Annotated in this window: 24 protein-coding genes; 17 read left to right on the forward strand and 7 right to left on the reverse strand. The window is 71.9% G+C overall.

Features of this window, described 5'->3' with window-relative positions; all coding sequences use genetic code 11:
- Positions 1-12 precede the first annotated feature (12 nt).
- The 5 genes from AB0472_RS14600 (at position 13) to AB0472_RS14620 (ending at position 4,697) form a co-directional block, all read left to right on the forward strand.
- Positions 13-948 (forward strand): NAD(P)/FAD-dependent oxidoreductase, encoded by a 936-nt coding sequence (locus AB0472_RS14600; RefSeq protein WP_366356499.1) that lies wholly within the window; start codon positions 13-15, stop codon positions 946-948.
- Positions 949-977: 29 nt separating this feature from the next.
- Entirely contained in the window at positions 978-2,516 is a 1,539-nt protein-coding gene (locus AB0472_RS14605; RefSeq protein ID WP_366356501.1) for an ATP-dependent DNA ligase, read from the forward strand.
- Positions 2,513-2,980, forward strand: a complete 468-nt coding sequence (locus AB0472_RS14610; RefSeq protein WP_366356503.1) for an NUDIX domain-containing protein — start codon at positions 2,513-2,515, stop codon at positions 2,978-2,980. Before AB0472_RS14605 ends, AB0472_RS14610 begins: the two co-directional genes overlap by 4 nt.
- A 75-nt stretch (positions 2,981-3,055) precedes the next feature.
- Positions 3,056-4,441 carry an NADP-dependent succinic semialdehyde dehydrogenase gene (locus AB0472_RS14615; RefSeq protein ID WP_366356505.1) on the forward strand — a complete coding sequence of 462 codons (1,386 nt, stop codon included), beginning with the start codon at positions 3,056-3,058 and terminating at the stop codon, positions 4,439-4,441.
- Between the two features lie 25 nt (positions 4,442-4,466).
- Positions 4,467-4,697 carry a DUF6213 family protein gene (locus AB0472_RS14620; protein ID WP_366356507.1) on the forward strand — a complete coding sequence of 77 codons (231 nt, stop codon included), beginning with the start codon at positions 4,467-4,469 and terminating at the stop codon, positions 4,695-4,697.
- A gap of 81 nt (positions 4,698-4,778) precedes the next feature.
- On the opposite strand, the gene AB0472_RS14625 is transcribed toward AB0472_RS14620, so the two are convergent.
- The gene (locus AB0472_RS14625; protein WP_366356509.1) at positions 4,779-5,375 is read right to left on the reverse strand and encodes a transcriptional regulator; all 597 of its coding nucleotides are present in this window, start codon (positions 5,373-5,375) and stop codon (positions 4,779-4,781) included.
- A 251-nt stretch (positions 5,376-5,626) separates the two neighbouring features.
- Between AB0472_RS14625 and AB0472_RS14630 the strand changes: the two genes are divergently transcribed.
- The 3 genes from AB0472_RS14630 to AB0472_RS14640 are packed head-to-tail and all read left to right on the forward strand — an operon-like array spanning position 5,627 to position 8,500.
- Positions 5,627-6,694 carry a type III polyketide synthase gene (locus AB0472_RS14630; protein ID WP_366356511.1) on the forward strand — a complete coding sequence of 356 codons (1,068 nt, stop codon included), beginning with the start codon at positions 5,627-5,629 and terminating at the stop codon, positions 6,692-6,694.
- A 2-nt stretch (positions 6,695-6,696) separates the two neighbouring features.
- Positions 6,697-7,971 carry a cytochrome P450 gene (locus AB0472_RS14635; RefSeq protein ID WP_366356512.1) on the forward strand — a complete coding sequence of 425 codons (1,275 nt, stop codon included), beginning with the start codon at positions 6,697-6,699 and terminating at the stop codon, positions 7,969-7,971.
- A gap of 7 nt (positions 7,972-7,978) precedes the next feature.
- Positions 7,979-8,500: a cupin domain-containing protein gene (locus AB0472_RS14640; RefSeq protein ID WP_366356513.1), complete on the forward strand. Its 522-nt coding sequence runs from the start codon at positions 7,979-7,981 to the stop codon at positions 8,498-8,500.
- Positions 8,501-8,615: 115 nt separating this feature from the next.
- On the opposite strand, the gene AB0472_RS14645 is transcribed toward AB0472_RS14640, so the two are convergent.
- On the reverse strand, positions 8,616-9,869 hold the full coding sequence (locus tag AB0472_RS14645; protein WP_366356515.1) for an acyl-CoA dehydrogenase family protein: 1,254 nt from the start codon (positions 9,867-9,869) through the stop codon (positions 8,616-8,618).
- Between the two features lie 170 nt (positions 9,870-10,039).
- Between AB0472_RS14645 and AB0472_RS14650 the strand changes: the two genes are divergently transcribed.
- Positions 10,040-10,684: a TetR family transcriptional regulator gene (locus AB0472_RS14650; RefSeq protein ID WP_366356517.1), complete on the forward strand. Its 645-nt coding sequence runs from the start codon at positions 10,040-10,042 to the stop codon at positions 10,682-10,684.
- A gap of 79 nt (positions 10,685-10,763) precedes the next feature.
- Here the strand turns inward: AB0472_RS14650 and def are convergent, their stop codons facing one another.
- A complete protein-coding gene (def, locus tag AB0472_RS14655; RefSeq protein ID WP_366356519.1) occupies positions 10,764-11,303 on the reverse strand; it encodes a peptide deformylase in 540 nt (179 codons plus the stop codon).
- 151 nt (positions 11,304-11,454) lie between these two features.
- Here def and AB0472_RS14660 point away from each other — a divergent pair, with 151 nt between their 5' ends.
- The 5 genes from AB0472_RS14660 to AB0472_RS14680 all read left to right on the forward strand — a co-directional run bounded on the left by AB0472_RS14660 (position 11,455) and on the right by AB0472_RS14680 (position 16,031).
- Positions 11,455-12,693, forward strand: a complete 1,239-nt coding sequence (locus tag AB0472_RS14660) for a MurT ligase domain-containing protein (protein ID WP_046729966.1) — start codon at positions 11,455-11,457, stop codon at positions 12,691-12,693.
- Between the two features lie 20 nt (positions 12,694-12,713).
- A complete protein-coding gene (locus AB0472_RS14665; RefSeq protein ID WP_366356521.1) occupies positions 12,714-13,442 on the forward strand; it encodes a glutamine amidotransferase in 729 nt (242 codons plus the stop codon).
- Positions 13,443-13,622: 180 nt separating this feature from the next.
- Positions 13,623-14,648, forward strand: coding sequence for a 6-phosphofructokinase (locus tag AB0472_RS14670; RefSeq protein ID WP_366356522.1), 1,026 nt, complete (start codon positions 13,623-13,625; stop codon positions 14,646-14,648).
- A gap of 207 nt (positions 14,649-14,855) precedes the next feature.
- On the forward strand, positions 14,856-15,806 hold the full coding sequence (locus tag AB0472_RS14675) for a cytochrome c oxidase assembly protein (RefSeq protein ID WP_366356524.1): 951 nt from the start codon (positions 14,856-14,858) through the stop codon (positions 15,804-15,806).
- 45 nt (positions 15,807-15,851) lie between these two features.
- Positions 15,852-16,031, forward strand: a complete 180-nt coding sequence (locus AB0472_RS14680) for a hypothetical protein (protein WP_366356526.1) — start codon at positions 15,852-15,854, stop codon at positions 16,029-16,031.
- Between the two features lie 121 nt (positions 16,032-16,152).
- On the opposite strand, the gene AB0472_RS14685 is transcribed toward AB0472_RS14680, so the two are convergent.
- Genes AB0472_RS14685 through AB0472_RS14700 form a run of 4 tightly spaced genes read right to left on the reverse strand, consistent with a single transcriptional unit; the run spans position 16,153 to position 20,206 of the window.
- A complete protein-coding gene (locus AB0472_RS14685; RefSeq protein ID WP_366356527.1) occupies positions 16,153-17,334 on the reverse strand; it encodes a histidine kinase in 1,182 nt (393 codons plus the stop codon).
- Entirely contained in the window at positions 17,331-19,043 is a 1,713-nt protein-coding gene (locus AB0472_RS14690; RefSeq protein WP_366356529.1) for a cation acetate symporter, read from the reverse strand. The genes AB0472_RS14685 and AB0472_RS14690 overlap by 4 nt, the downstream gene beginning before the upstream one ends.
- A 51-nt stretch (positions 19,044-19,094) precedes the next feature.
- Entirely contained in the window at positions 19,095-19,454 is a 360-nt protein-coding gene (locus AB0472_RS14695) for a hypothetical protein (protein ID WP_089105434.1), read from the reverse strand.
- 2 nt (positions 19,455-19,456) lie between these two features.
- Positions 19,457-20,206 carry a LytTR family DNA-binding domain-containing protein gene (locus tag AB0472_RS14700; RefSeq protein WP_366356531.1) on the reverse strand — a complete coding sequence of 250 codons (750 nt, stop codon included), beginning with the start codon at positions 20,204-20,206 and terminating at the stop codon, positions 19,457-19,459.
- Between the two features lie 111 nt (positions 20,207-20,317).
- On the opposite strand from AB0472_RS14700, the gene AB0472_RS14705 reads away from it, so the two are divergent.
- From AB0472_RS14705 to rocD, 3 genes are all read left to right on the forward strand, one after another.
- Complete coding sequence (locus AB0472_RS14705; RefSeq protein WP_351955668.1) at positions 20,318-20,803, forward strand: Lrp/AsnC family transcriptional regulator; 486 nt, start codon at positions 20,318-20,320, stop codon at positions 20,801-20,803.
- Between the two features lie 145 nt (positions 20,804-20,948).
- Complete coding sequence (gene ddaH, locus AB0472_RS14710; protein WP_366356533.1) at positions 20,949-21,767, forward strand: dimethylargininase; 819 nt, start codon at positions 20,949-20,951, stop codon at positions 21,765-21,767.
- A 19-nt stretch (positions 21,768-21,786) separates the two neighbouring features.
- A complete protein-coding gene (gene rocD, locus AB0472_RS14715; protein ID WP_366356535.1) occupies positions 21,787-23,007 on the forward strand; it encodes an ornithine--oxo-acid transaminase in 1,221 nt (406 codons plus the stop codon).
- Positions 23,008-23,089 lie beyond the last annotated feature (82 nt).

Raw genomic sequence — 23,089 nt, forward strand, 5'->3', positions numbered from 1 at the left:
GAGGTGGTCACCATGACCGATACGTACGAGGTGGTCGTCGTCGGAGGCGGCGCGGCCGGACTGTCCGCCGCGCTGGTCCTGGGGCGGGCCCGGCGCCGCACCCTGGTCGTCGACGCGGGCGAGCCGCGCAACGCCCCGGCGGCGCACATGCAGGGCTTCCTGTCCCGGGACGGCATGCCGCCCGCGGAGTTCCTGGCGGTGGGCCGGGAGGAGATCGCCCGCTACGGCGTGGAGCTGGTCCGGGACCGGGCGGTGGGCGCGGCGAAGGACGACACCGACGGCTTCACGGTGGCGCTGGCGGGCGGCCGGACGGTCCGGTCCCGGCACCTGGTCCTCGCCACCGGCCTGAAGGACGAGCTCCCGCCCGTCCCCGGGGTGGCCGAACGCTTCGGCCGGGATGTGCTGCACTGCCCGTACTGCCACGGTTGGGAGGTCCGCGACCAGGCGTTCGGGGTGCTGGCCACGACCCCGATGAGCGTGCACCAGGCGCTCATGGTCACGCAGTGGTCCAAGGACGTGACCCTCTTCCTGCACCGGGTCGAGGAGACGGAGCTGACCGACGACGACCTGCGCCGGCTGGCCGCGGCCGGGGTGCGGGTGGTGCCGGGCGAGGTCGCCGGGCTGCGGGTCGAGGACGACCGGCTGACCGGGGTACGGCTGGCCGACGGAGGCGTGCACGACCGGGAGGCCCTGTTCGTCGCGCCCCGACCGGTCCCGCAGAACAGCCTGTTCCGCGCGCTGGGCGCCGAGCTGGCGGAGACTCCCTTCGGCGCCTACCCGGTGATCGACGAACTGGGCCGGACGACCGTGCCCGGGCTGTGGGCGGCCGGCAACGCGAGCGGTTTCGCCGAACAGGTGGTCAACGCGGCGAGCCGCGGCTACCGGGCCGGCGCGGCGATCAACGGCGAGCTGCTCTTCGCGGACCTGGACGCGGCCGTGCGGGTGTAGTCCGGGCCCGCGCGTTGCACCATGGCTGCATGCTGCTGACCCGGCTCGCCGAAGTGTCCCGGGAGGTCGCCGCCACCGCGGCCAGGTCCCGCAAGACCGCGCTGCTCGCCGAACTCTTCCGGGAGACGGCCCCCGACGACGTCCCGGTCGTCATCCCCTACCTGGCCGGCCGGCTCCCGCAGGGCCGCCTCGGCGTCGGCTGGAAGGTGCTCGGCCGGCCCGTCCCCGCGGCCGGCGAACCGTCCCTCACCGTGCGCGGGGTCGACGCCCGGCTCAGCGAGCTGGGCAAGGTCTCCGGGGCCGGTTCGCAGGCCGAACGGGCCCGGATCGTCGACGAGTTGATGGGCGCGGCGACCGCGGACGAGCAGCGCTTCCTGCTGGGGCTGATCACCGGGGAGGTCCGGCAGGGTGCCCTGGACGCGGTCGCCGTCGAAGGGCTCGCGCAGGCGACCGGGGCGGCGGCGGCCGACGTCCGCCGGGCGGTGATGCTCGCCGGGTCCCTCCAGAGGGTGGCGGCGGCGCTGCTGGCGGACGGCCCGCCGGCCCTGGAGCGCTTCCGGCTCACCGTCGGCCGCCCGGTGCTGCCCATGCTGGCGCACACCGCGTCCTCGGTGGCCGAGGCGGTGGCGAAGCTGGGCGGCTCGGCGGTCGAGGAGAAGCTGGACGGCATCCGGGTCCAGGTCCACCGGGACGGCGACACGGTACGGGTCTTCACCCGCACCCTGGACGACATCACCGGCCGTCTCCCCGAGGTGACCTCCGCCGCACGCGGGTTGCTCGGCGAGCGGTTCGTCCTGGACGGCGAGGTGATCTCCTTCGACGCGGACGGCCGCCCCCGCTCCTTCCAGGAGACGGCGGGCCGGGTCGGCTCGCGGACCGACGTGGCGAAGGCGGCCCGGGAGGTCCCGGTCTCCCCCGTCTTCTTCGACGCGCTCTCGGTCGACGGCCACGACCTGCTCGACCTCCCCTTCGCCGAACGGCACGCGGAGCTGGCCCGGCTGGTCCCCGAGCCGATGCGGGTGCGCCGGGCACTGGTGTCCGGGCCGGACGACACGGCCGCCGCCGAGGAGTTCCTCGCGGCCACCCTGGACCGCGGTCACGAGGGCGTGGTCGTCAAGTCGCTGGACGGCACCTACAGCGCGGGCCGCAGGGGCGCCTCCTGGCTGAAGGTGAAGCCCGTCCACACCCTCGACCTGGTCGTGCTGGCCGCCGAGTGGGGCCACGGCCGCCGCACCGGAAGGCTGTCCAACCTGCACCTCGGCGCCCGCAACCCGGACGGCACCTTCGCCATGCTCGGCAAGACCTTCAAGGGCATGACCGACGCGATGCTGGACTGGCAGACCGCCCGACTCGGTGAACTGGAGGTCTCCGACAACGGCCGGGTGGTGACCGTACGCCCGGAACTCGTCGTCGAGATCGCCTACGACGGCCTGCAGCGGTCCACCCGTTACCCGGCCGGCGTCACCCTGCGCTTCGCGCGCGTCGTCCGCTACCGCGAGGACAAACGGCCGGAGGAGGCCGATACGGTGGAGACCCTGCTGGCCGCGCACCCGGAGGTACGGCGTTGACGGAGCCGAGGCGAAGCGCCGGACTGCTGCTGTTCCGGCGTACCGGCGAGGGCCTTGAGGTGCTGCTCGGCCATATGGGCGGGCCGTTCTTCGCGAAGAAGGACGCGGGTGCCTGGACCGTCCCCAAGGGCGAGTACGAGCCGGACGAACCGGCCTGGGACGCGGCCCGCCGCGAGTTCCGGGAGGAGCTGGGGCTGGCGCCGCCGGACGGGGAGGCGATCGGGCTGGGCGAGGTGCGGCAGACCAACGGCAAGATCGTCACCGCCTGGGCGATCGAGGCGGACCTGGACCCGGACACGATCGAACCCGGCACCTTCGTGATGGAGTGGCCGCCGCGGTCGGGCCGGATCCAGGAGTTCCCCGAACTGGACCGGGTGGCCTGGCTGAGCCCGGACCGGGCCCGCGAGGTGATCGTCAAGGCCCAGGCCGCGTTTCTCGACCGGCTGGCGGAGCACTCGGGCTGAACGGAGCCCCATACGTTGCGGCCGACCCGGTCGCGCGCGAAGGTCTTAGCAAGCCCGCTCCCAGGGAGGTCAGCCATGCCCATCGCGACGGTCAACCCGGCGAACGGCGAGACGCTCGAAACGTTCGAGCCCATGGACGAGGACGAGCTCGAACGCCGGCTCGAACTCGCCGTGGCGACGTTCCGCACGTACCGCACGAGCACCTTCGCCGAGCGCGCCCGGCTGCTGCACGCCGCCGCCGAACTGCTGGACGCGGACCGGGACGACATCGCCCGGACCATGACCACCGAGATGGGCAAGCCGCTGAAGCAGGCCCGCGCGGAGGCCGCCAAGTGCGCGAAGGCGATGCACTGGTACGCCGACCACGCGGAGGAGCTACTGGCCGACGAGGAGCCGGCGGACACGGACGTGAAGGACTCGGGCGCGTCCCGGGTACGGGTGCGCTACCGCCCGATCGGGCCGGTGCTCGCCGTGATGCCGTGGAACTTCCCGCTCTGGCAGGTGGTCCGCTTCGCCGCGCCCGCGCTGATGGCGGGCAACGTGGGCCTGCTCAAGCACGCGTCCAACGTCCCGCAGACCGCCCTGTACCTGGAGGACCTGTTCCACCGGGCCGGATTCACCGAGGGCTGCTTCCAGACCCTGCTGATCGGCTCCGGCGCGGTCGACGACATCCTGCGCGACGAGCGGGTGCGGGCGGCGACACTCACCGGCAGCGAGCCCGCGGGCCGCGCCGTCGCCGCCACCGCCGGCGAGATGATCAAGAAGACGGTCCTGGAACTCGGCGGCAGCGACCCGTACGTGGTGATGCCCTCGGCGGACGTCGACCGCGCGGCGCGGATCGCGGTGACGGCGCGCGTGCAGAACAACGGGCAGTCGTGCATCGCCGCGAAGCGGTTCATCGTGCACACGGACGTCTACGACGCGTTCGCCGAGAAGTTCGTGGCGGGCATGACCGCGCTGCGCACGGGCGACCCGATGGACGAGGCGACGGATGTCGGGCCGCTCGCCAGCGAGCAGGGGCGCAAGGACCTGGAGGAGCTGGTCGAGGACGCGAAGCGGTCGGGCGCCGAGGTGCTGTGCGGCGGGCAGCGGCCGGACGGCCCGGGCTGGTACTACCCGCCGACCGTCCTGGCCGGGATCCACCGCGACATGCGCATCCACCGCGAGGAGGCGTTCGGGCCGGTGGCCACGCTGTACCGGGCCGGGGACCTGGACGAGGCGGTCCTCATCGCCAACGACTCGCCCTTCGGACTGAGTTCGAACGTGTGGACGCGGGACGAGGCCGAGGTGGACCGGTTCGTACGGGATCTGGAGGCCGGTGGCGTGTTCGTCAACGGCATGACCGCCTCCCACCCGGCGTTTCCGTTCGGCGGGGTGAAGCGGTCCGGGTACGGCCGTGAGCTGTCCGGGCACGGAATCCGGGAGTTCTGCAACATCACCACCGTTTGGCAGGGTGCGTGAGGGCCGCACGACTACGATCCCGAGTGTGAACCGCGAAGTGACCCTGCCTCTGATCGTCGACCACCGCGGGACCTTGCAGGTGGCCGCGGCCGACGTGAGCAAGTTGTTGCGGACGTTGGGGGCACGGTGGCTGCGTCTGGTGGAGGCCGACGAGGGTGGGCTGGACGAGGACACGGTGGCTGCGCTGACCATCGAGCTCGCGAAGCTCGCCGATCGGATCGACGTGGCGTGTATCGCCCATAGCAGTGGGGAGTAGCGGTCGTTCGGCGGGTGCGGGCGCGTTGTGGCTGGTCGCGCCCACGCGGCGGCAGCCGCACATCGACACGGCCCCGCGCCCCTAAGGACGTGCAGTCAGGGACGTCCAGAACATCTCCTCGCAAGCCTGGAGCAGGCGGTCGTACGTGTACACGCGCTTCTCATCCAGGCGCCCTGACTCCAGTCCCGCCTGTACCGCCGCCTCCGCCTGCTCGTCCAGGGCCGGAACCGGTGCTGCGAAGAGGTCGAAGAAGGCGCAGGCCTCGTCGGAGAAGCCGTAGTGGGTGCGCAGGCCCTGCGCGATGGTCGCGCAGTACGTGCCCCACGTGGCGAAGTCGGCCGTGACGGCGAGGACGGCGTCCGCCGGGGCCGCGTCGAGCGCCGGCCAGGAGATGTACGCCGGGTAGGCCTGGCAGCCCGCCAGGGGCTCGTACGCCCGCATGCGCCCGTCGTCCACGTCGCACGCCTCGGCGAACGCGCCCAGCCGCGCTGCGGCCAGTTCCTCGCCCTCGGCCGGCATGGCGAAGAACCCGGCGGCCGCCGGCTCCCCGGAGGCGCGCTGCGCCAGATGCCGGAACGCCCGCCGGTCGGCGGGGATCACCCGGTGCTGTTCGAGGGCCAGCGCGGCGAGGGTCCCCGGACTGGCCCGGCCGCCGGCGGCGAGGGGGGACCAGGGCATTGGTCTTCGGGTCCGGGGCAAGTTCTGACCTGGTGGTTCTCAGAACTTCCGCGGCCGTGCCGAGCATCGCGTCCTCCTCGTCGGGATACCTCTGTGCTGATCCGACCCTGACACGGGGTCACCGGTTCGGAGTAGTCCGGCGAGAGATCATCGCCCTCACGGGTGATCGTGAGGGAACCACCTCCTGAGGTGAACCACCTCTCTGACCGGTCGGGGCAAACCCGCCGGAAGGCTGAAAGCAGGCACGGTTCATGGCGACTTTGTGCAAACCCTCAGTGTCGGTCCCGGAGTACGTGATCACGATGGAGGAGACGCTCGAACTGGCGCGCTCCCACCACGAGAACCACCCGCAGCTGCCACTGGCGCTGAGACTGATCGAGAACACGGGCGTACGCACCCGGCACATCGTGCAGCCGATCGAGGAAACCCTGAAGCACCCAGGCTTCGAGGAGCGCAACAAGCTCTACGAGGCCGAGGCCAAGGCCCGGGTCCCCGCGGTCATCCAGCGGGCGCTCGACGAGGCCGAGCTGCTCACCACCGACATCGACGTGATCATCTACGTCTCGTGCACGGGCTTCATGATGCCGTCGCTCACGGCGTGGCTGATCAACGAGATGGACTTCGACTCCACCACCCGCCAGATCCCCATCGCGCAGCTCGGCTGCGCGGCCGGCGGAGCGGCGATCAACCGGGCGCACGACTTCTGCTCGGCGTACCCGCACGCCAACGCCCTCATCGTGGCCTGCGAGTTCTGCTCGCTGTGCTACCAGCCGACCGACCTCGGCGTCGGCTCGCTGCTCTCCAACGGCCTCTTCGGTGACGGCATCGCCGCCGCCGTGGTCCGCGGCCAGGGCGGCACGGGCGTCGAACTCGAACGCAACGGCTCGTACCTGATCCCGAAGACCGAGGAGTGGATCATGTACGACGTGCGGGCCACCGGGTTCCACTTCCTGCTGGACAAGCGGGTCCCGGCGACCATGGAGCCGCTGGCACCGGCGCTCCAGGACCTGGCAGGGCTGCACGGCTGGGACGCGTCCGACCTGGACTTCTACATAGTCCATGCGGGCGGGCCCCGAATCCTGGACGACCTGAGCAAGTTCCTCCGGGTCGACCCGCACGCCTTCCGGTTCAGTCGGTCCACGCTCACCGAGTACGGCAACATCGCGAGCGCCGTCGTCCTGGACGCGCTGCGCCGGATGTTCGACGAGGGCGGTGCCGAGCACCAGGCGCGCGGCCTGCTGGCCGGGTTCGGTCCCGGCATCACCGCGGAGATGTCGCTGGGTCGCTGGCGGCGTCCGGACGGAGAGGCGGCGCGATAGAGATGGCGCTCACCGAACCGCTCGACCCCGCCGGCGAGGCCGCCGAGGAGGCCGCCGGTGCGGCCGCCCGCGCGGCCCCCGGAGAGGCCGCCTGTCCGGTCCGGCACTGGGAGGTGCCGGACCTGGCGGGGGTGGACTTCGACCCCACCCTGGCCGAGCTGATGCGGGAGGGCCCGGTCGCCCGGATCCGGCTTCCCAACGGGGACGGCTGGGCGTGGCTGGTCACCCGGTACGAGGACGTGCGGATGGTGGCCAACGACCCCCGGTTCAGCCGGGAGGCGGTGATGGCGCAGCAGGTCACCCGGCTCGCCCCGCACTTCATCCCGGACCGCGGCGCGGTCGGCTTCCTGGACCCGCCCGACCACACGCGGCTGCGCCGCACGGTGGCCCCGGCGCTCACCTCCAAGGGCGTGGAGCGGGTCCGGGAGAAGGCCCGCCAGATGCTGGACGAGATCGTCGACGAGCTCGTCCAGGACGGCCCGCCCGCCGATCTCACGGCGACGGTGCTCAGCCCGTTCCCCATCGCGGTGATCTGCGAGGTCATGGGCGTACCGGCCGCCGACCGGCACACCCTGCACATCTGGACCCAGCTGATCCTGTCCTCCAGCCACGGCAAGGAGGTCAGCGAGAGGGCCAAGCACGAGATGAGCGCCTACTTCGCCGACCTCGTCGCCCTGCGCGCGGGCAGTACGGGCGAGGACGTGACCTCCCTGCTGGGCGCGGCCGTGGGCCGCGGCGAGGTCACGCTGGAGGAGGCCGTCGGTCTCGCCGTCCTCCTCCAGATCGGCGGCGAGGCGGTCACCAACAACAGCGGGCAGATGTTCTACCTTCTGCTGACCCGCCCCGACCTCCTCGACCGGCTGCGCACCGAGCCGGCGACCCGCCCCCGGGCGATCGACGAGCTGCTGCGCTGGATCCCGCACCGCAACGCGGTCGGGCTGTCCCGGATCGCCACGCGGGACGTGGAGATCAGCGGCGTACGGATCCGCGCGGGCGACGCGGTCTACGTCTCGTACCTGGCCGCCAACCGCGACCCGGAGGTCTTCCCGGATCCCGGGACGATCGACTTCGCCCGCACCCCCAACCCGCATGTGTCCTTCGGGTTCGGCCCGCACTACTGCCCCGGTGGCCAGCTCGGCAGGCTGGAGGAGGAACTCCTCGTCGACGCCCTGCTCGACCGGCTGCCCGGGCTGCGGCTCGCCGTACCTCCGGAGCAGGTCCCCTTCCGCAGGGGCGCGTTGATCCGGGGTCCCGAGACACTACCCGTGACCTGGTGAGGCGCTCATGACCACGACCGAGGGACTCCTCGTGCCACCGGGACACGGCCGCGTGGTCCACACGCCGGCCCAGCGTGTCACCTTCAAGGTGACCGGAACGCACTCGCGGACGGCCTCCACCTTCGAGGTGGAGGTGCCGCCGGGCTTCGACGTGGGCGCCCATGTGCACACCCGCAGCGAGGAGCTGTTCTACGTCCTCGAAGGCGAGCTGGACGTCCTCGCCTTCGAGCCGCGCATCCGCACGCCCGACAACTGGCAGAACTGGGAGTCCAGTTCGGGCACGAGGGTGGTACGGGCGACCCCGGGCACGCTGATCGCGGTGCCGCCCGGCTGCCCGCACGCCTTCGCCAACCCGACGGACACCCCGGCGCGGATGTTCTTCCAGTCCTCCCCGCCACCCGACCACGAGCGCTACTTCGAGGAACTCCTGGAGATCCTGGGCAGCGGCGGCCCTCCGGACCTCGAGGCGATCGAGCTACTCCGCAAGCGCTACGACATCGAGCAACTCACGCCTTTGAAACACCGGTGAGGTGGAGCGCCCCGTCAGGGGCGCTGGGGGCTCCCCCGGCCGAAGGCCGGGGGAGGAACTGCGCGAGCAACCACGACGCACCGTAAGCCCGCGACGCACCCGCACCCCTGCGGCGCTACCGGATCGGCATCCCCGACAAGGTACGGGCGATCACCAGCCGCTGGATCTCGCTCGTCCCCTCGAAGATCGTGTAGATCGCGGCGTCCCGGTGCATCCGCTCCACCGGGTACTCCCGCGTGTACCCGTTGCCGCCCAGGATCTGGATCGCCTGGGCGGTCACCTTCTTGGCCGTCTCGCTCGCGAACAGCTTCGACATCGACCCCTCGGCCGCGGTGAACGGCTTCCCGTTCACCGCCATCCAGGACGCCCGCCACACCAGGAGCCGGGACGCGTCGACGGCCGTCCGCATGTCGGCGAGCTGGAACGCCACCCCCTGGTTGTCGATGATCGGCCGCCCGAACTGCTCCCGGGTCACGGCGTAGTCGAGGGCTACCTCGTACGCCGCGCGTGCCGTACCGACGGCCATCGCACCGACGGCCGGCCGCGAGGCCTCGAACGTGGCCATCGCCGCGTTCTTCACCCTCCCCCGGCCTTCGGCCGAGGAGACCCCCTCCCCGCCCGACCTCGCCCGCTCCCGGGCCCGGGCGAGGCGCTCGTCCAGCTTCTCCTTGCCGCCGAGCAGGCAGGACCCGGGCACCCGGGCGTTGTCCAGGACGACCTCGGCGGTGTGCGAGGCCCGGATCCCGTGCTTCTTGAACTTCTGGCCCTGGGACAGGCCGGGCGTCCCCGGCGGGACGATGAAGGAGGCGTGGCCCCTGGAGCCGAGCTCCGGGTCGACGACCGCGACGACGACGTGGACGTTGGCGATGCCGCCGTTGGTCGCCCAGGTCTTCGTGCCGTTGAGCACCCACTCGTCCTTGGCCTCGTCGTAGACGGCCCGGGTACGCATGGAGCCCACGTCGGAGCCGGCGTCGGGCTCGGAGGAGCAGAACGCGGCGACCTTGACGTCGTTGGTGTCGCCGTACATCTGGGGGATCCAGGTGCCGATCTGCTCCTCGGTGCCGTTGGCGAGGACGCCCACCGCGGCGAGGCCCGTGCCCACGATGGACAGGGCGATGCCGGCGTCGCCCCAGAACAGCTCCTCCATGGCCATGGGGATGCCGAGGCCGGTGGGGTCGAAGTACTGCTGGGCGTAGAAGTCGAGGGAGTAGATGCCGACCTTCGCGGCCTCCTGGATGACCGGCCAGGGAGTCTCCTCACGCTCGTCCCATTCGGCGGCCGCGGGACGGATGACGTCGGCGGCGAAGCCGTGCAGCCAGTCCCGGACCTCCTTCTGTTCGTCGTTGAGTTCCATGGTGAACTCGGCCATGACCCCTCCAGCGGCGCATAATGTGTTACTAGCGGTAACTCGAGTCTGTTACTCGTCGGTAGGAAAAGTCAACTCCCAAGGTCACCTCGGCAGCCAGTTCGAGAGCAGATGGCTGTCAGGTGCTAGTTTGCGCAGGCGTCACCGAAAAGAGCACGGGGTGGGGAGAGCACATGGACACCACGCAGCGGACCGAACAGCAACGGTCCGCCGACCGCCGACGGCGCGAGCTGCTGGAGGCCGCGGACAGGGTGGTGCTGCGCGACGGCCCACAGGCTTCCATGAACGCCATCGCGGCGGAGGCGGGCATCACCAAACCCATCCTCTACCGCCACTTCGGCGACAAGAGCGGGCTGTACGCGGCGCTGGCCACCCGGCACACGGACGCCCTGCTGAACTCGCTGCGGGCCGCGCTGGACGCTCCCGCGGAGCGCCGTGAGCGGGTCGAGGCGACCCTGGACACGTACCTCGCGGCGATCGAGGCACGGCCCCAGGTGTACCGGTTCCTGATGCATCCCGCGGAGGGGAGCACCGGCGCCGACCAGGGATTCGACGTGGGAAAGCACTCGGCTCCGCTGTTGCGGCGGATGGGTGAGGAGCTGGCGCAGGTCATCGAGGACCGGCTGGATCTGGGGCCGAACAGCCAGCAGCTGGCCCGGGTGTGGGGACACGGGATCGTCGGGATGATGCATGCCGCAGGGGACTGGTGGCTGGGGGAACGGCCCTGTTCTCGTGCGGAACTGGTGAAGAGTTTGGCCGATCTCCTGTGGGGTCGCCTGGCGGCTGCGGGGGACAAAGTGGGAGGTCCGGGGTTCTGACGGGTTGAGAGTCGGCCGACCACCGATGGGGGGCCGGCCGCACAGTTCCTCCCCCGGCGCCCCTTTGCGGCGCCTCTGCTCACCGGTGCCAGGAAGATCTGGCCACCTGTCGCATCAGCTTGCGCTTGCGCCAGCCCGTGACGTGGTCGGCGTAGACCCGGCCGTCCAGGTGGTCGGTCTCGTGCTGGAGGCAGCGGGCGAAGAAGCCCGTGCCGTGGACCGTGATCGGCTCGCCCGTGGCCGTGAAGCCCTCGACCACCGCGTGGTCGTGGCGTTCCGTGCCCGCCTCCAGGCCCGGCAGGGACAGGCAGCCCTCGGGGCCGCGGAGGGTCACGCCGTCCACGGTCACCAGGCGGGGGTTCACCACGTGGCCCAGGTGGCGGACCTCGTCGTCGTCGGGGCAGTCGAAGACGAAGACCCGCAGCGGCTCGCCCACCTGGTTCGCCGCCAGGCCCACGCCCTCCGCCGCGTACATCGTCGCGAACAAGTCCTCCACGAGCCGGGAGAGTTCGGGGCCGAAGTCGGTGACCTCCGCGCAGCGGGCGTGCAGGACGGGGTCGCCGAGCAGGGTGAGGGGCCGGACCCGCCCGTGGGCGCCCGGAATGGAACCGTGTCGCATGGCCGCAAGGGTACGGTTCGGATGGGCCCCTGCTCGCCGCGCAGGCATGGGCCGGAATTCGGGTGTGCGAATGGATCTCGATAGGCTGAGGTGCACACCACGTTGCCGGATGGCTCAGGCGCGGCGCGTACGCAAGGAGGATCGAGAACTGATGGCAGGCAACTCGGACCCGCTCACGCCGCGGGCCAAGCTCGCCGTGACCGCGGGCAAGGCGGTCGCGGCGGCGTCCCGTGCCGCGGGGCGCGGCAGCGGATCCGTGATCGGTGGCCGGGTGGCACTCAAACTCGACCCCGACCTTCTCGCCCGGCTCGCCCAGAACCTGGACGTGACCCTCGTCTCGGCGACCAACGGCAAGACGACGACCACCAGGCTCATCGCCGAGGCCCTCAAGGCCGCGGGGCCGGTCGTCTCCAACGCGCTCGGGGCCAACATGCCGGCCGGTATCACCTCGGCGCTGGCGGGCGGCTCGGAGTCCAAGTTCGGCGTGATCGAGGTCGACGAGAAGTACCTGGCCGGGGTGGCCAGGGACACCGACCCGAAGTGCATCGCGCTGCTCAACCTCTCCCGCGACCAGCTCGACCGCGCCGCCGAGACCCGGATGCTCGCCGAGAACTGGCGGGAGGGGCTGGCCGGGTCGAAGGCAGTCATCGTGGCGAACTGCGACGACCCGCTGGTGGTCTGGGCCGCGTCCTCCTCCCCCAACGTGGTCTGGGTCGCCGCCGGGCAGATGTGGAAGGACGACGCCTGGTCCTGCCCGTCCTGCGGCGGCGTGATGCAGCGGCCCGGCGACGACTGGTTCTGCGGCGAGTGCGGGTTCCGGCGACCGACGCCGAGCTGGGTGCTCTCCGGGGACCACGTGCTCGACCCGCACGGGTCGGCCTGGCCGATCCACCTGCAGCTGCCCGGGCGCGCCAACAAGGCGAACGCCGCCTCCTCGGCCGCCGTCGCCGCCGTCTTCGGGGTGCCGCCGCAGGTCGCCCTGGAGCGGATGTACCAGGTGCAGGCCGTCGCCGGCCGCTACGACGTCGTGCAGTTCCAGGGCCGCGACCTGCGTCTGCTGCTGGCCAAGAACCCGGCCGGCTGGCTGGAGACGTTCTCGCTGATCGACCCGCCACCGGCCCCGGTGATCCTCTCCGTGAACGCCCGCGGCGCCGACGGCACCGACACCTCCTGGCTGTGGGACGTGGACTACACCCGGCTGACCGGCCACCCGATCTTCGTGCTCGGCGACCGCAAGCTGGACCTCGCGGTACGGCTGGAGGTCGCGAACCAGCACTTCCAGGTCTGCGACTCCCTCGACCAGGCCGTCCAGATGTGCCCGCCGGGCCGCATCGAGGTCATCGCGAACTACACCGCGTTCCAGGACCTGCGCCGCCGCGTCGGCAACTGACCACGAAGGACGAACCGTTCATGAGCGACAACCAACTGCGGCTGGTGTGGATCTACCCCGACCTGCTCAGCACCTACGGCGACCAGGGCAACGCGCTCGTCGTGGAGCGCCGGGCCCGGCAGCGCGGTCTCGACGTGGCCCGGCTGGACGTGCGCAGCGACCAGCCCATCCCGACCTCCGGCGACATCTACCTGATCGGCGGCGGTGAGGACCGCCCGCAGCGGCTCGCCGCCGAGCGGCTGCGCCGCGACGGGCACCTGTACCGGGCGGTGGAGAACGGCGCGATCGTGTTCTCCGTGTGCGCCGGCTACCAGATCCTCGGACACGAGTTCATCAACGACCTCGGGCAGCGCGAGCCCGGCCTCGGTCTGCTCGACGTGACCACCGTGCGCGGCACCGGCGAGCGGTGCGTCGGCGACGTCCTCGCCGACATCGACCCGCGCCTCGGGCTGCCCCCGCTCACCGGGTTCGAGAACCACCAGGGCGTCACCCAGCTCGGCCCCACCGCCCGCCCCCTCGCCCGGGTCCAGCTGGGCAAGGGCAACGGCACCGGGGACGGCACGGAGGGCGCGTACAACGACACCGTCTTCGGCACCTACATGCACGGGCCGGTGCTCGCCCGCAACCCGCTCATCGCGGACCTGCTGCTGAAGCTGGCGCTCGACGTGAACGCGCTGCCGCCGATCGACGACCACTGGTACGAGGCGCTCCGCACCGAGCGCATCGCGGCCGCCCAGCAGCCCGCCTGAGCTGCTTCGGAACGGTCGGTTCCGGGCCCGCCTGACAGGGTGTCCGCTCACATGTGCGGGCACGTCCAGCAGGCGGACGCCCGGTACGGCCCGACCCCCTTGCGCCGGTAGGGTGGCCGCGATGTCAGCCGGACAGCGTGGTCCGGTCTCCGGCCCACGTGGAGAAGGTTGTTTCGGGCTATGCGCATTGGTGTCCTCACGTCCGGCGGCGACTGCCCCGGCCTGAACGCCGTCATCCGGTCCGTCGTGCACCGCGCCGTCGCCGACCACGGCGACGAGGTCATCGGCTTCCGGGACGGCTGGAAGGGCCTCCTGGAGTGCGACTACCTCAAGCTCGACCTCGACGCCGTGGCCGGCATCCTGGCCCGCGGCGGCACCATCCTCGGATCGTCCCGGGTCCAGCCCTCCCACCTGCGGGACGGCGTGGAGCGGGCCAGGGGCCATGTCGCCGAACTCGGCCTCGACGCGATCATCCCGATCGGCGGTGAGGGCACGCTGAAGGCGGCCCGGCTGATGGCGGACGCCGGCCTGCCGATCGTCGGCGTCCCGAAGACCATCGACAACGACATCGCCGTCACCGACGTGACCTTCGGCTTCGACACGGCCGTGGGGGTCGCCACCGAGGCCCTGGACCGGCTGAAGACCACCGCCGAGTCCCACCAGCGGGTGCTGGTCGTGGAGGTCATGGGCCGGCACACCGGCTGGATCGCCCTGCACTCCGGCATGGCGGCCGGCGCCCACGCCGTCGTCGTACCGGAGCGGCCCTTCGACATCGAGGAGTTGGCGCGCCGGGTCGGCGAGCGGTTCGAGGCGGGCAAGCGGTTCGCGATCGTCGTCGCGGCGGAGGGGGCCAAGCCGAAGCCGGGCACGATGGCCTTCGACGAGGGCGGCAAGGACATCTACGGCCACGAGCGGTTCGCCGGTATCGCCCGGCAGCTCTCCATCGAGCTGGAGCAGCGGCTCGGCAAGGAGGCCCGGCCGGTCATCCTCGGCCACGTGCAGCGGGGCGGCACGCCGACGGCGTACGACCGCGTCCTCGCGACGCGGTTCGGATGGCATGCGGTGGAGGCGGTGCACCGGGAGGAGTTCGGTCATATGACCGCGCTGCGGGGGACGGACATCGTGATGGTGCCGCTGGCGGAGGCCGTGGAGACGTTGAAGACGGTGCCGACGGAGCGGTACGACGAGGCGGAGACCGTGCTTTAGGGAGCCTCGCCGCAGGAGGTGCTGATTCGTCGCCGGGTGCGGGTGCGCTGTGGCCGGTCGCGCAGTTCCTCCTCCAGCCTCCGGCCGGGGGTACCCCCAGCGCCCCTGGGTGGGGATTGCGGGCCCCGGTCACAGGCGCCGTCGGGAGCGGTTCTAATCTGGGGTGGGCAGTAAAGGCACAACCCCCCACGAATCAGGAGCCGCCGGATGGATCACAGCGGGCACGGCATGACGATGGATCTGCCGCCGTTCACGCTGGGGCGCGGGCTGGAGTGGTCGGCGGATCCCTTCTTCCTCGTAGCCTGCCTCGCGGGGCTGGCGCTGTACGGGTGGGGTGTGGTGCGGCTGCGACGGCGCGGGGACGCGTGGCCGGTGGGGCGGACGGTGTCGTTCGTCATCGGGGTGCTGACCATCATGCTCGTGATGTGCACCAGGCTGAACGACTACGGGATGGTCATGTTCAGCGTGCACATGGTGCAGCACATGATCATCAGCATGCTGTCGCCGATCCTCATCCTGCTGGGCGCCCCGATGACGCTCGCGCTGCGCGCGCTGCCCGTCGCCGGGAAGGGGCGCAAGGGGCCGCGTGAGCTGCTGCTCGCCCTGCTGCACAGCCGGTACATGCGGATCATCACCCACCCCGCCTTCACGATCCCGCTGTTCATCGCGAGCCTGTACGCGCTCTACTTCACCCCGCTGTTCGACTTCCTGATGGGCTCGAAGGCCGGGCACGTCGCGATGATGGTGCACTTCCTCGCGGTCGGTGTCGTCTTCTTCTGGCCGATCATCGGCGTCGACCCGGGGCCGCACCGGCCGGGGTACCTGATGCGCATGCTGGAGCTGTTCGCGGGCATGCCGTTCCACGCCTTCTTCGGCATCGCGTTGATGATGGCGTCGGAGCCCATGGTGGAGACCTTCAAGAACCCGCCCGCCTCGCTCGGCATCGACGCCCTCTCCGACCAGAACGCGGCGGGCGGGATCGCCTGGGCGTTCAGCGAGATCCCGTCCGTCCTGGTGCTGATCGCCCTGCTGTTCCAGTGGTACGGCTCCGAGCAGCGCCAGGCCCGGCGCACGGACCGGGCCGCCGACCGGGACGGCGACAAGGAGCTCGAGGCGTACAACGCGTATTTGGCCTCACTGAACGCACGCAGGGGCTGACCGGGGGCACCATGGGGGAAGTCGGACCATGAGGAGGGTGTCGCGATGCCCGGTTCTGCGAGCGGCTCGAACGGTGCCACCAAGGCGATGGGGGTGCTCACCGTCGGCGGCCTCGTCGTGGTGACGGCCTACACGGTGGCCCTCGGCAGCAACGGCTGGCTCTGGTTCGGCTGGGTGGTGCTGGGCCTGCTGACCCTGGCGATGGTGGTCACCCAGAGCGATTGATTCCGGGCGGCTCGAGCGCGCCCCTCAGGGGCGCTGCGGGTACCCCCGGCCGAAGGCTGGGGAGGAATCGCGCGACCAGCCCCGACGACGCCGCACCCGAACAACGGCGCCCCGCGGAGCGCTAGTGCACCCCGGGCTGGTACTTCGGCAACCGCGCGGTGATCCGCATCCCCGCCCCGGGCGCCGTCTCGATGACGAGCCCGTGGTCGTCGCCGTACACCTGGCGGAGCCGGTCGTCGACGTTGGACAGGCCGATACCCCCGGAGGGGCTGGTCTCGCCCGCCAGGATGCGGCGCAGCAGCACCGGGTCCATGCCGGCGCCGTCGTCCTCGATGACGACCAGGGCCTCGGCGCCCTCGTCCTGCGCGGTGATCTGGATGCGGCAGGTGCCGGTCTTCCCCTCCAGGCCGTGTTTGACGGCGTTCTCGACCAGCGGCTGGAGGCACAGGAAGGGCAGGGTGACCGGCAGCACCTCGGGGGCGATCTGGAGCGTGACCGTGAGGCGGTCGCCGAAGCGGGCCCGGACCAGTGCCAGGTAGTGGTCGATGGCGTGGAGCTCGTCGGCGAGGGTGGTGAAGTCGCCGTGCCGCCGGAACGAGTAGCGCGTGAAGTCGGCGAACTCCAGCAGCAGCTCGCGGGCGCGCTCGGGGTCGGTGCGGACGAACGAGGCGATCACCGCGAGCGAGTTGAAGATGAAGTGCGGGGAGATCTGGGCGCGCAGGGCGCGGATCTCGGCCTCGATGAGCCGGGTGCGGGAGCGGTCGAGGTCGGCGAGCTCCAGCTGGACGCTGACCCAGCGGGCGACCTCGCCGGCCGCCCGGACCAGGACGGCGGACTCGCGCGGGGCGCAGGCGACCAGGGTGCCGTGGACGCGGTCGTCGACGGTGAGCGGGGTGACCACGGCCCAGCGGACCGGGCAGTCGGGGGTCTCGCAGTGCAGCGGGAAGGCCTCGCCGCGCCCGGACTCCAGCGGCCCGGCGAGCCGCTCCATGATCTCGGTGCGGTGGTGGTCGCCGACGCCGTCCCAGACCAGCAGGTTCTCGTGGTCGGTGAGGCAGAGCGCGTCGGTGCCGAGCAGGGTGCGCAGCCGGCGGGCCGAGCGGCGGGCGGTCTCCTCGGTCAGGCCGGCGCGCAGCGGGGGCGCGGCGAGGGAGGCGGTGTGCAGGGTCTCGAACGTGGCGTGCTCGACGGGGGTGCCGAGGCCGCCGAGGTTCTCGGGGCGCGCGGTGCGGCGGCCGAGCCAGAAGCCGGCCGCGAGGAGCGGGAGGACGGCCACGAGGAGGCCCGCCAGGAACCCGGTCACGCCTTGACCTCCGCGCGCAGCTCTTCCGGCAGGTGGAAGCGGGCCAGGATGGCGGCCGTGCCGGGCGGTACCCGGCCCGGGGTCGCCAGGGAGACCAGGATCATGGTGAGGAAGCCCAGCGGGACCGACCAGAGCGCGGGCCAGGCGAGCAGGGCGTGCAGCTCTCCGGTGCCGGGCAGGTCGGCCATCGTCGCGGTCACCGCGCAGAACGCCGAGCCGCCGCCGGCCAGCATCCCGGCGGCGGCGCCGGGCGGGGTCAGCCGGCGCCACCAGATGCCGAGGACCAGTAAGGGGCAGAAGGAGGAGGCGGAGACCGCGAAGGCCAGTCCGACGGCGTCGGCGACCGGCAGGCCGCCCACCAGCACGCTCGCGGCGAGCGGTACGGCCATGGCGAGCACGGTCCCCAGTCTGAAGTGCCGCACTCCGCGGGCCGGCAGGACGTCCTGGGTGAGGACACCGGCGACCGCCATGGTGAGGCCGGAGGCGGTGGAGAGGAACGCGGCGAAGGCGCCGCCCGCCACCAGCGCGCCGAGCAGGTCGCCGCCGAGGCCGCCGACCACCCGGTCGGGCAGCAGCAGGACGGCGGCGTCCGTCTCGCCGGTCAGGGTGAGTTCGGGGGTGTAGAGGCGGCCGAGGGCCCCGTAGACGGGCGGCAGCAGGTAGAAGAGGCCGATCAGGGCCAGTACGGCGACGGTGGTGCGGCGGGCGGCGACGCCGTGCGGGCTGGTGTAGAAGCGGACCACGACGTGCGGCAGGCCCATGGTGCCGAGGAAGGTGGCGAGGATCAGGCCGTACGTGGCGTACAGCGGGCGTTCCTCGCGGCTCTCGGCGAGCGAGGTGGACATGCCGCCGTTGGTGCCCCGGTCGGTGGCGGGGACGCGGGTGCCCCGCGCGAAGGTCAGGCGGGTGCCGGCGGCGATGCGGTGGGTGCCCTCGGGGAGGGTGACCCGGGTGTCCCGGAGCGGACGTCCGTCGACCGTGCCGGAGACGGTGACCGTGAGCGGGCGGTCGAGCCGCAGGGCGAGGCTGTCCTGGACGTCCACGGCGCGCTGGGTGCGGAAGGTGGCCGGTTCGTCGAAGGCGTGGACGGGGGCGTCGGCGCGCTGCCAGGCGAGGACGAGGAAGAGGGCGGGGACGAGCAGGGCGGTGAGTTTCAGCCAGTACTGGAAGGCCTGCACGAAGGTGATGCTGCGCATGCCGCCGGCGGCCACGGTGGCCACTACGACCACGGCGACGATGAGCCCGCCGAGTGCGTCGGGCGCTCCGGTGAGGACCGCCAGCGTGAGTCCGGCTCCCTGGAGCTGGGGCAGCAGGTAGAGCCAGCCGACGCCGACGACGAACGCTCCGGCCAGCCGCCGTACCGGCGGCGAGGCGAGCCGGGCCTCGGCGAAGTCGGGCAGGGTGTAGGCGCCGGAGCGGCGCAGCGGGGCGGCGACGAAGAGCAGGAGGACGAGGTAGCCGGCGGTGTAGCCGACCGGGTACCAGAGCATGTCGGGGCCCTGGACGAGGACCAGTCCCGCGATGCCCAGGAAGGAGGCGGCGGAGAGGTACTCGCCGCTGATCGCGGCCGCGTTGAGGCGGGGGCCGACGGTGCGTGAGGCGACGTAGAAGTCGGAGGTGGTCCGGGAGATGCGCAGGCCGAAGGCGCCGACGAGGACGGTCGCGACGACCACGAGGGCGACCGCCGGGACGGCGTAACTGGAGTTCATCTGGCCTCGTCGGAGTTCATCACGCGTGATCGCGGCTGGAGTTCATCGGTCCTACCGGTCCTCGACGAGGCGGACGAAGTCCTCCTCGTTGCGCTCGGCGCGGCGTACGTACCAGCGGGCGAGCAGGATCAGCGGGGCGTAGAGGCAGAAGCCGAGCACCAGCCACTCCAGCCGGCGGGCCTGGGGGGCGGCGGCGAAGACCAGCGGGAGCGGGCCGACCAGCAGCACCAGGACGGCGAACACCACGAGTGCGACGCGCAGTTGGCTGCGCATGAGGGAGCGGACGTAGGTGTGGCCGAGGGTGGTCTGCTCGTCGATCTCGGTGCGCGGCCGGTAGTAGCCGGAGGTACGGCGGCTGCGGCGGGGCGGTCCGGTGACGGTGACCCGGCGCTCGGCGGGGTCCGCGGCCATCGTCAGGCCCTCCTCATCAGCAGGTCCCGCAGTTCGCGGGCGTGGCGCCGGCTGACCTGGAGCTCCTCGGCGCCCACCAGGACGCTCACCGTGCCCGCGTCCAGGCGGAGCTCGCCGACGTGGCGGAGGGCGACGAGGTGGCGGCGGTGGATGCGGACGAAGCCGCGGGAGCGCCAGCGCTCCTCCAGGGTGGACAGCGGGATGCGGACCAGATGGCTGCCGCGCTCGGTGTGCAGGCGGGCGTAGTCGCCCTGGGCCTCGACGTGCGTGATGTCCTCGACGGCCACGAACCGTGTCACGCCGCCGAGTTCGACGGGTATGTGGTCGGGGTCGGGTTCGTGCACGGGTATCCGGGGCGCGGCGCCGCGCAGTTCGACGGCCCGGCGTACCGCCTCCGCGAGGCGCTCCTTGCGTACCGGCTTCAGGACGTAGTCGACCGCCTTGAGATCGAAGGCCCGTACGGCGAAGTCCTCGTGGGCGGTGACGAAGACGACCAGCGGGGGCCGGGCGAAGCCGGTGAGCAGCCGGGCCAGGTCCAGGCCGTCCAGGCCGGGCATCTGGACGTCGAGGAAGACGACGTCGATCGCCTCGGGGCCGTGCGGGCCGGACTCCAGGGCGCGGGTGATGCGGCGCAGTGCCTCGGTGGCGTCCCCGGCGCCCTCGACGCTGCCGATGCGCGGATCGGCGGTCAGCAGATAGAGCAGCTCCTCCAGCGAGGGGCGTTCGTCGTCGACGGCGAGGGCGCGCAGCATGAACGGAGTGTAGGCGGCGGAACGCGGCGCTGGACATGTGCCGGACGTGGACGTTCGCGCCGGATGACGTGGTGTTCCCGAAGTGTCTTCGCCCGTGGTTACAGTGCGGGCATGAACAGCGGCACCGCCCCCTTCGACGACCTCGACCGGAAGATCACCACCGCGTTGATGGCGAACGCGCGGACCAGTTTCGCCGAGATCGGCGCGGCCGTCGGGCTCTCCGCGACGGCCGTGAAGCGGCGGGTCGACAGGCTGCGCGAGACCGGTGTGATCACCGGGTTCACGGCCACCGTGACACCGTCGGCGCTCGGCTGGCGCACGGAGGCGTACGTCGAGGTGTACTGCGAGGGCGCGGCGCCGCCCCGGCGGCTCGCGGAGGTGGTCCGCAACCATCCGGAGATCACCGCGGCCATGACGGTGACCGGCGGCGCGGACGCGCTGCTGCATGTACGGGCCCGGGACGTTGACCACTTCGAGGAGGTGCTGGAGCGGATCCGCGTGGAGCCGTTCATCCGCAAGACGATCAGCGTGATGGTGCTGTCGCACCTGCTGCCGGAGAGCCCGGAGGCCGGGGCCACGCACCCCGTACCGGAGTAAACGCACCGATGCTGCGTTTGTACGACCAGAGACGCAGCGTTCCTGCGCAGACGCGCAACATTTGTTTCTTGTCGTCCGTATCCGACGCTTTCTACCTTGGTGTCAACCCTCAGTCGACACCGCGGGAAAGCGGAGGAACCCCTCTGTGTCCGAAAGCCGTGTGCCGCGCCTCAGGCGCTTCCTTGTCTGCGAACCCAGACATTTCGCCGTGCAGTACGCGATCAATCCCTGGATGAACCCCGACACCAGGGTCGACGTCGACCTGGCCCAGGAGCAGTGGACCGCGCTGATCGGCGCCTACCGCGCCCACGGCCACAGCGTCGACCGGCTGGATCCGGTCCCCGGCCTGCCCGACATGGTGTTCGCCGCGAACTCGGCGGTCGTCGTCGGCGGCCGCGTCTTCGGCTCCCTCTTCCACGCGCCCGAGCGGCGCCCCGAGTCCTCCCACTACGACCTCTGGTTCAAGACCGCGGGCTACGACGTGTACCGGCCGGGCTCGGTGGTGGAGGGCGAGGGCGACCTGGTCTGGACGGGCCGGTACCTGCTCGCCGGCACCGGGTTCCGCACCACCCGTGAGGCGCACCGGGAGGCCCAGGAGTTCTTCGGCCACCCGGTGATCAGTCTGACCCTGGTGGACCCGTACTTCTACCACCTGGACACCGCGCTGTTCGTGCTCGACGGCGGGCACGACGGAAATATCGTGTACTACCCCGAGGCCTTCTCCCCCGGCAGCTGCGAGGTGCTCCGCCGGCTGTTCCCGGAGGCGGTGCTCGCCACCCGCGACGACGCGCTGGCCTGGGGCCTGAACTCGGTCTCCGACGGCCGCCACGTCTTCATCGCGCCGCAGGCCGAGGCGCTCGCCGCCCGGCTCGCCGACCAGGGCTACGAGCCCGTCCCCGTCGACCTGTCGGAGTTCCACAAGGCAGGCGGCGGCATCAAGTGCTGCACCCAGGAAATCCGCTGAGGACCAGGAGATCCCCCTGATGACCGCACCCGCACGCGCACGCACCTCCGCCGAGCTGATCGAGGCGGAGGGCCCGGTCCTCGCGCACAACTACCACCCGCTGCCCGTCGTCGTCGCCCGCGCGGAGGGCGCCTGGGTGGAGGACGTCGAGGGCCGCCGCTACCTCGACATGCTGGCCGGTTACTCGGCCCTCAACTTCGGCCACCGCCACCCGGCGCTGATCGAGGCCGCGCACCGCCAGCTGGACCGCCTCACCCTCACGTCGCGCGCCTTCCACAACGACCGGCTCGCCGAATTCGCCGAACGGCTCGCCGCGTTGACCGGCCTGGACATGGTGCTGCCGATGAACACCGGTGCCGAGGCGGTCGAGTCCGGCATCAAGGTGGCCCGCAAGTGGGCCCACGACGTGAAGGGCGTCCCCGCCGACCGGGCCACGATCGTCGTCGCCGCGGACAACTTCCACGGCCGTACGACCACGATCGTGAGCTTCTCCACCGACGAGACGGCCCGGGCGGGCTTCGGCCCGTTCACACCGGGCTTCCGGATCGTGCCGTACAACGACCTGGCCGCGTTGGAGGCGGCGGTCGACGAGACCACGGCGGCGGTGCTGATCGAGCCGATCCAGGGCGAGGCCGGGGTGCTCATCCCCGACGACGGCTATCTGACCGGGGTCCGCGAGCTGACCCGCCGCAAGGGCTGTCTGTTCGTCGCCGACGAGATCCAGTCCGGCCTCGGCCGCACCGGCCGCACCCTCGCCGTCGACCACGAGGGCGTGGTGCCGGACGTGCTGCTGCTCGGCAAGGCGCTGGGCGGGGGGATCGTGCCGGTGTCGGCGGTGGTGGCCCGCCGGGAGGTGCTCGGGGTCCTGCACCCGGGCGAGCACGGCTCGACGTTCGGCGGCAACCCGCTCGCGGCGGCGGTCGGCACGGCGGTCGTCGAACTGCTGGAGAGCGGCGACTTCCAGCGCCGGGCCGCCGAGCTGGGCGTGGTCCTGCGGGACGGCCTGACGGAACTGGTCGGCAACGGCGTGGTCGGCTTCCGCTCGCGCGGGCTGTGGGCGGGCGTCGACGTGGACCCGGTGATCGGCACCGGGCGGGAGATCGGCGAGCGACTGATGCGGGAGGGCGTCCTGGTCAAGGACACCCATGGCTCCACGATCCGGCTGGCTCCGCCGCTGACCGTCACGGCGGAGGAACTGCGGTCGGCGCTGGGGGCGTTGGAGAAGGTGCTGGCGGCCTGAGCGCCCGGGGTGGCCGCGCCCGTGGGCGCGCCCGCTCGGTCACGTGGTCGAGGTGCAGCGCGACGTCGACCGTGCTGGACCG

Source organism: Streptomyces sp. NPDC086777 (genome assembly GCF_040702065.1).
Lineage (GTDB): Bacteria > Actinomycetota > Actinomycetes > Streptomycetales > Streptomycetaceae > Streptomyces.

Excerpts from the sequence above, each read along its gene's own strand:
- AB0472_RS14660 (WP_046729966.1), top strand. The coding sequence starts at position 11,455 with ATGGCAGGCAACTCGGACCCGCTCACGCCGCGGGCCAAGCTCGCCGTG.
- AB0472_RS14630 (WP_366356511.1), top strand. The coding sequence starts at position 5,627 with ATGGCGACTTTGTGCAAACCCTCAGTGTCGGTCCCGGAGTACGTGATC.
- AB0472_RS14700 (WP_366356531.1), bottom strand. The coding sequence starts at position 20,206 with ATGCTGCGCGCCCTCGCCGTCGACGACGAACGCCCCTCGCTGGAGGAG.
- AB0472_RS14605 (WP_366356501.1), top strand. The coding sequence starts at position 978 with ATGCTGCTGACCCGGCTCGCCGAAGTGTCCCGGGAGGTCGCCGCCACC.
- AB0472_RS14615 (WP_366356505.1), top strand. The coding sequence starts at position 3,056 with ATGCCCATCGCGACGGTCAACCCGGCGAACGGCGAGACGCTCGAAACG.
- rocD (WP_366356535.1), top strand. The coding sequence starts at position 21,787 with ATGACCGCACCCGCACGCGCACGCACCTCCGCCGAGCTGATCGAGGCG.
- AB0472_RS14650 (WP_366356517.1), top strand. The coding sequence starts at position 10,040 with ATGGACACCACGCAGCGGACCGAACAGCAACGGTCCGCCGACCGCCGA.
- AB0472_RS14675 (WP_366356524.1), top strand. The coding sequence starts at position 14,856 with ATGGATCACAGCGGGCACGGCATGACGATGGATCTGCCGCCGTTCACG.
- AB0472_RS14695 (WP_089105434.1), bottom strand. The coding sequence starts at position 19,454 with ATGGCCGCGGACCCCGCCGAGCGCCGGGTCACCGTCACCGGACCGCCC.
- AB0472_RS14690 (WP_366356529.1), bottom strand. The coding sequence starts at position 19,043 with ATGAACTCCAGTTACGCCGTCCCGGCGGTCGCCCTCGTGGTCGTCGCG.
- AB0472_RS14680 (WP_366356526.1), top strand. The coding sequence starts at position 15,852 with ATGCCCGGTTCTGCGAGCGGCTCGAACGGTGCCACCAAGGCGATGGGG.
- AB0472_RS14705 (WP_351955668.1), top strand. The coding sequence starts at position 20,318 with ATGAACAGCGGCACCGCCCCCTTCGACGACCTCGACCGGAAGATCACC.
- def (WP_366356519.1), bottom strand. The coding sequence starts at position 11,303 with ATGCGACACGGTTCCATTCCGGGCGCCCACGGGCGGGTCCGGCCCCTC.
- AB0472_RS14625 (WP_366356509.1), bottom strand. The coding sequence starts at position 5,375 with ATGCCCTGGTCCCCCCTCGCCGCCGGCGGCCGGGCCAGTCCGGGGACC.
- AB0472_RS14635 (WP_366356512.1), top strand. The coding sequence starts at position 6,697 with ATGGCGCTCACCGAACCGCTCGACCCCGCCGGCGAGGCCGCCGAGGAG.
- AB0472_RS14645 (WP_366356515.1), bottom strand. The coding sequence starts at position 9,869 with ATGGCCGAGTTCACCATGGAACTCAACGACGAACAGAAGGAGGTCCGG.
- AB0472_RS14665 (WP_366356521.1), top strand. The coding sequence starts at position 12,714 with ATGAGCGACAACCAACTGCGGCTGGTGTGGATCTACCCCGACCTGCTC.
- AB0472_RS14640 (WP_366356513.1), top strand. The coding sequence starts at position 7,979 with ATGACCACGACCGAGGGACTCCTCGTGCCACCGGGACACGGCCGCGTG.
- AB0472_RS14670 (WP_366356522.1), top strand. The coding sequence starts at position 13,623 with ATGCGCATTGGTGTCCTCACGTCCGGCGGCGACTGCCCCGGCCTGAAC.
- AB0472_RS14600 (WP_366356499.1), top strand. The coding sequence starts at position 13 with ATGACCGATACGTACGAGGTGGTCGTCGTCGGAGGCGGCGCGGCCGGA.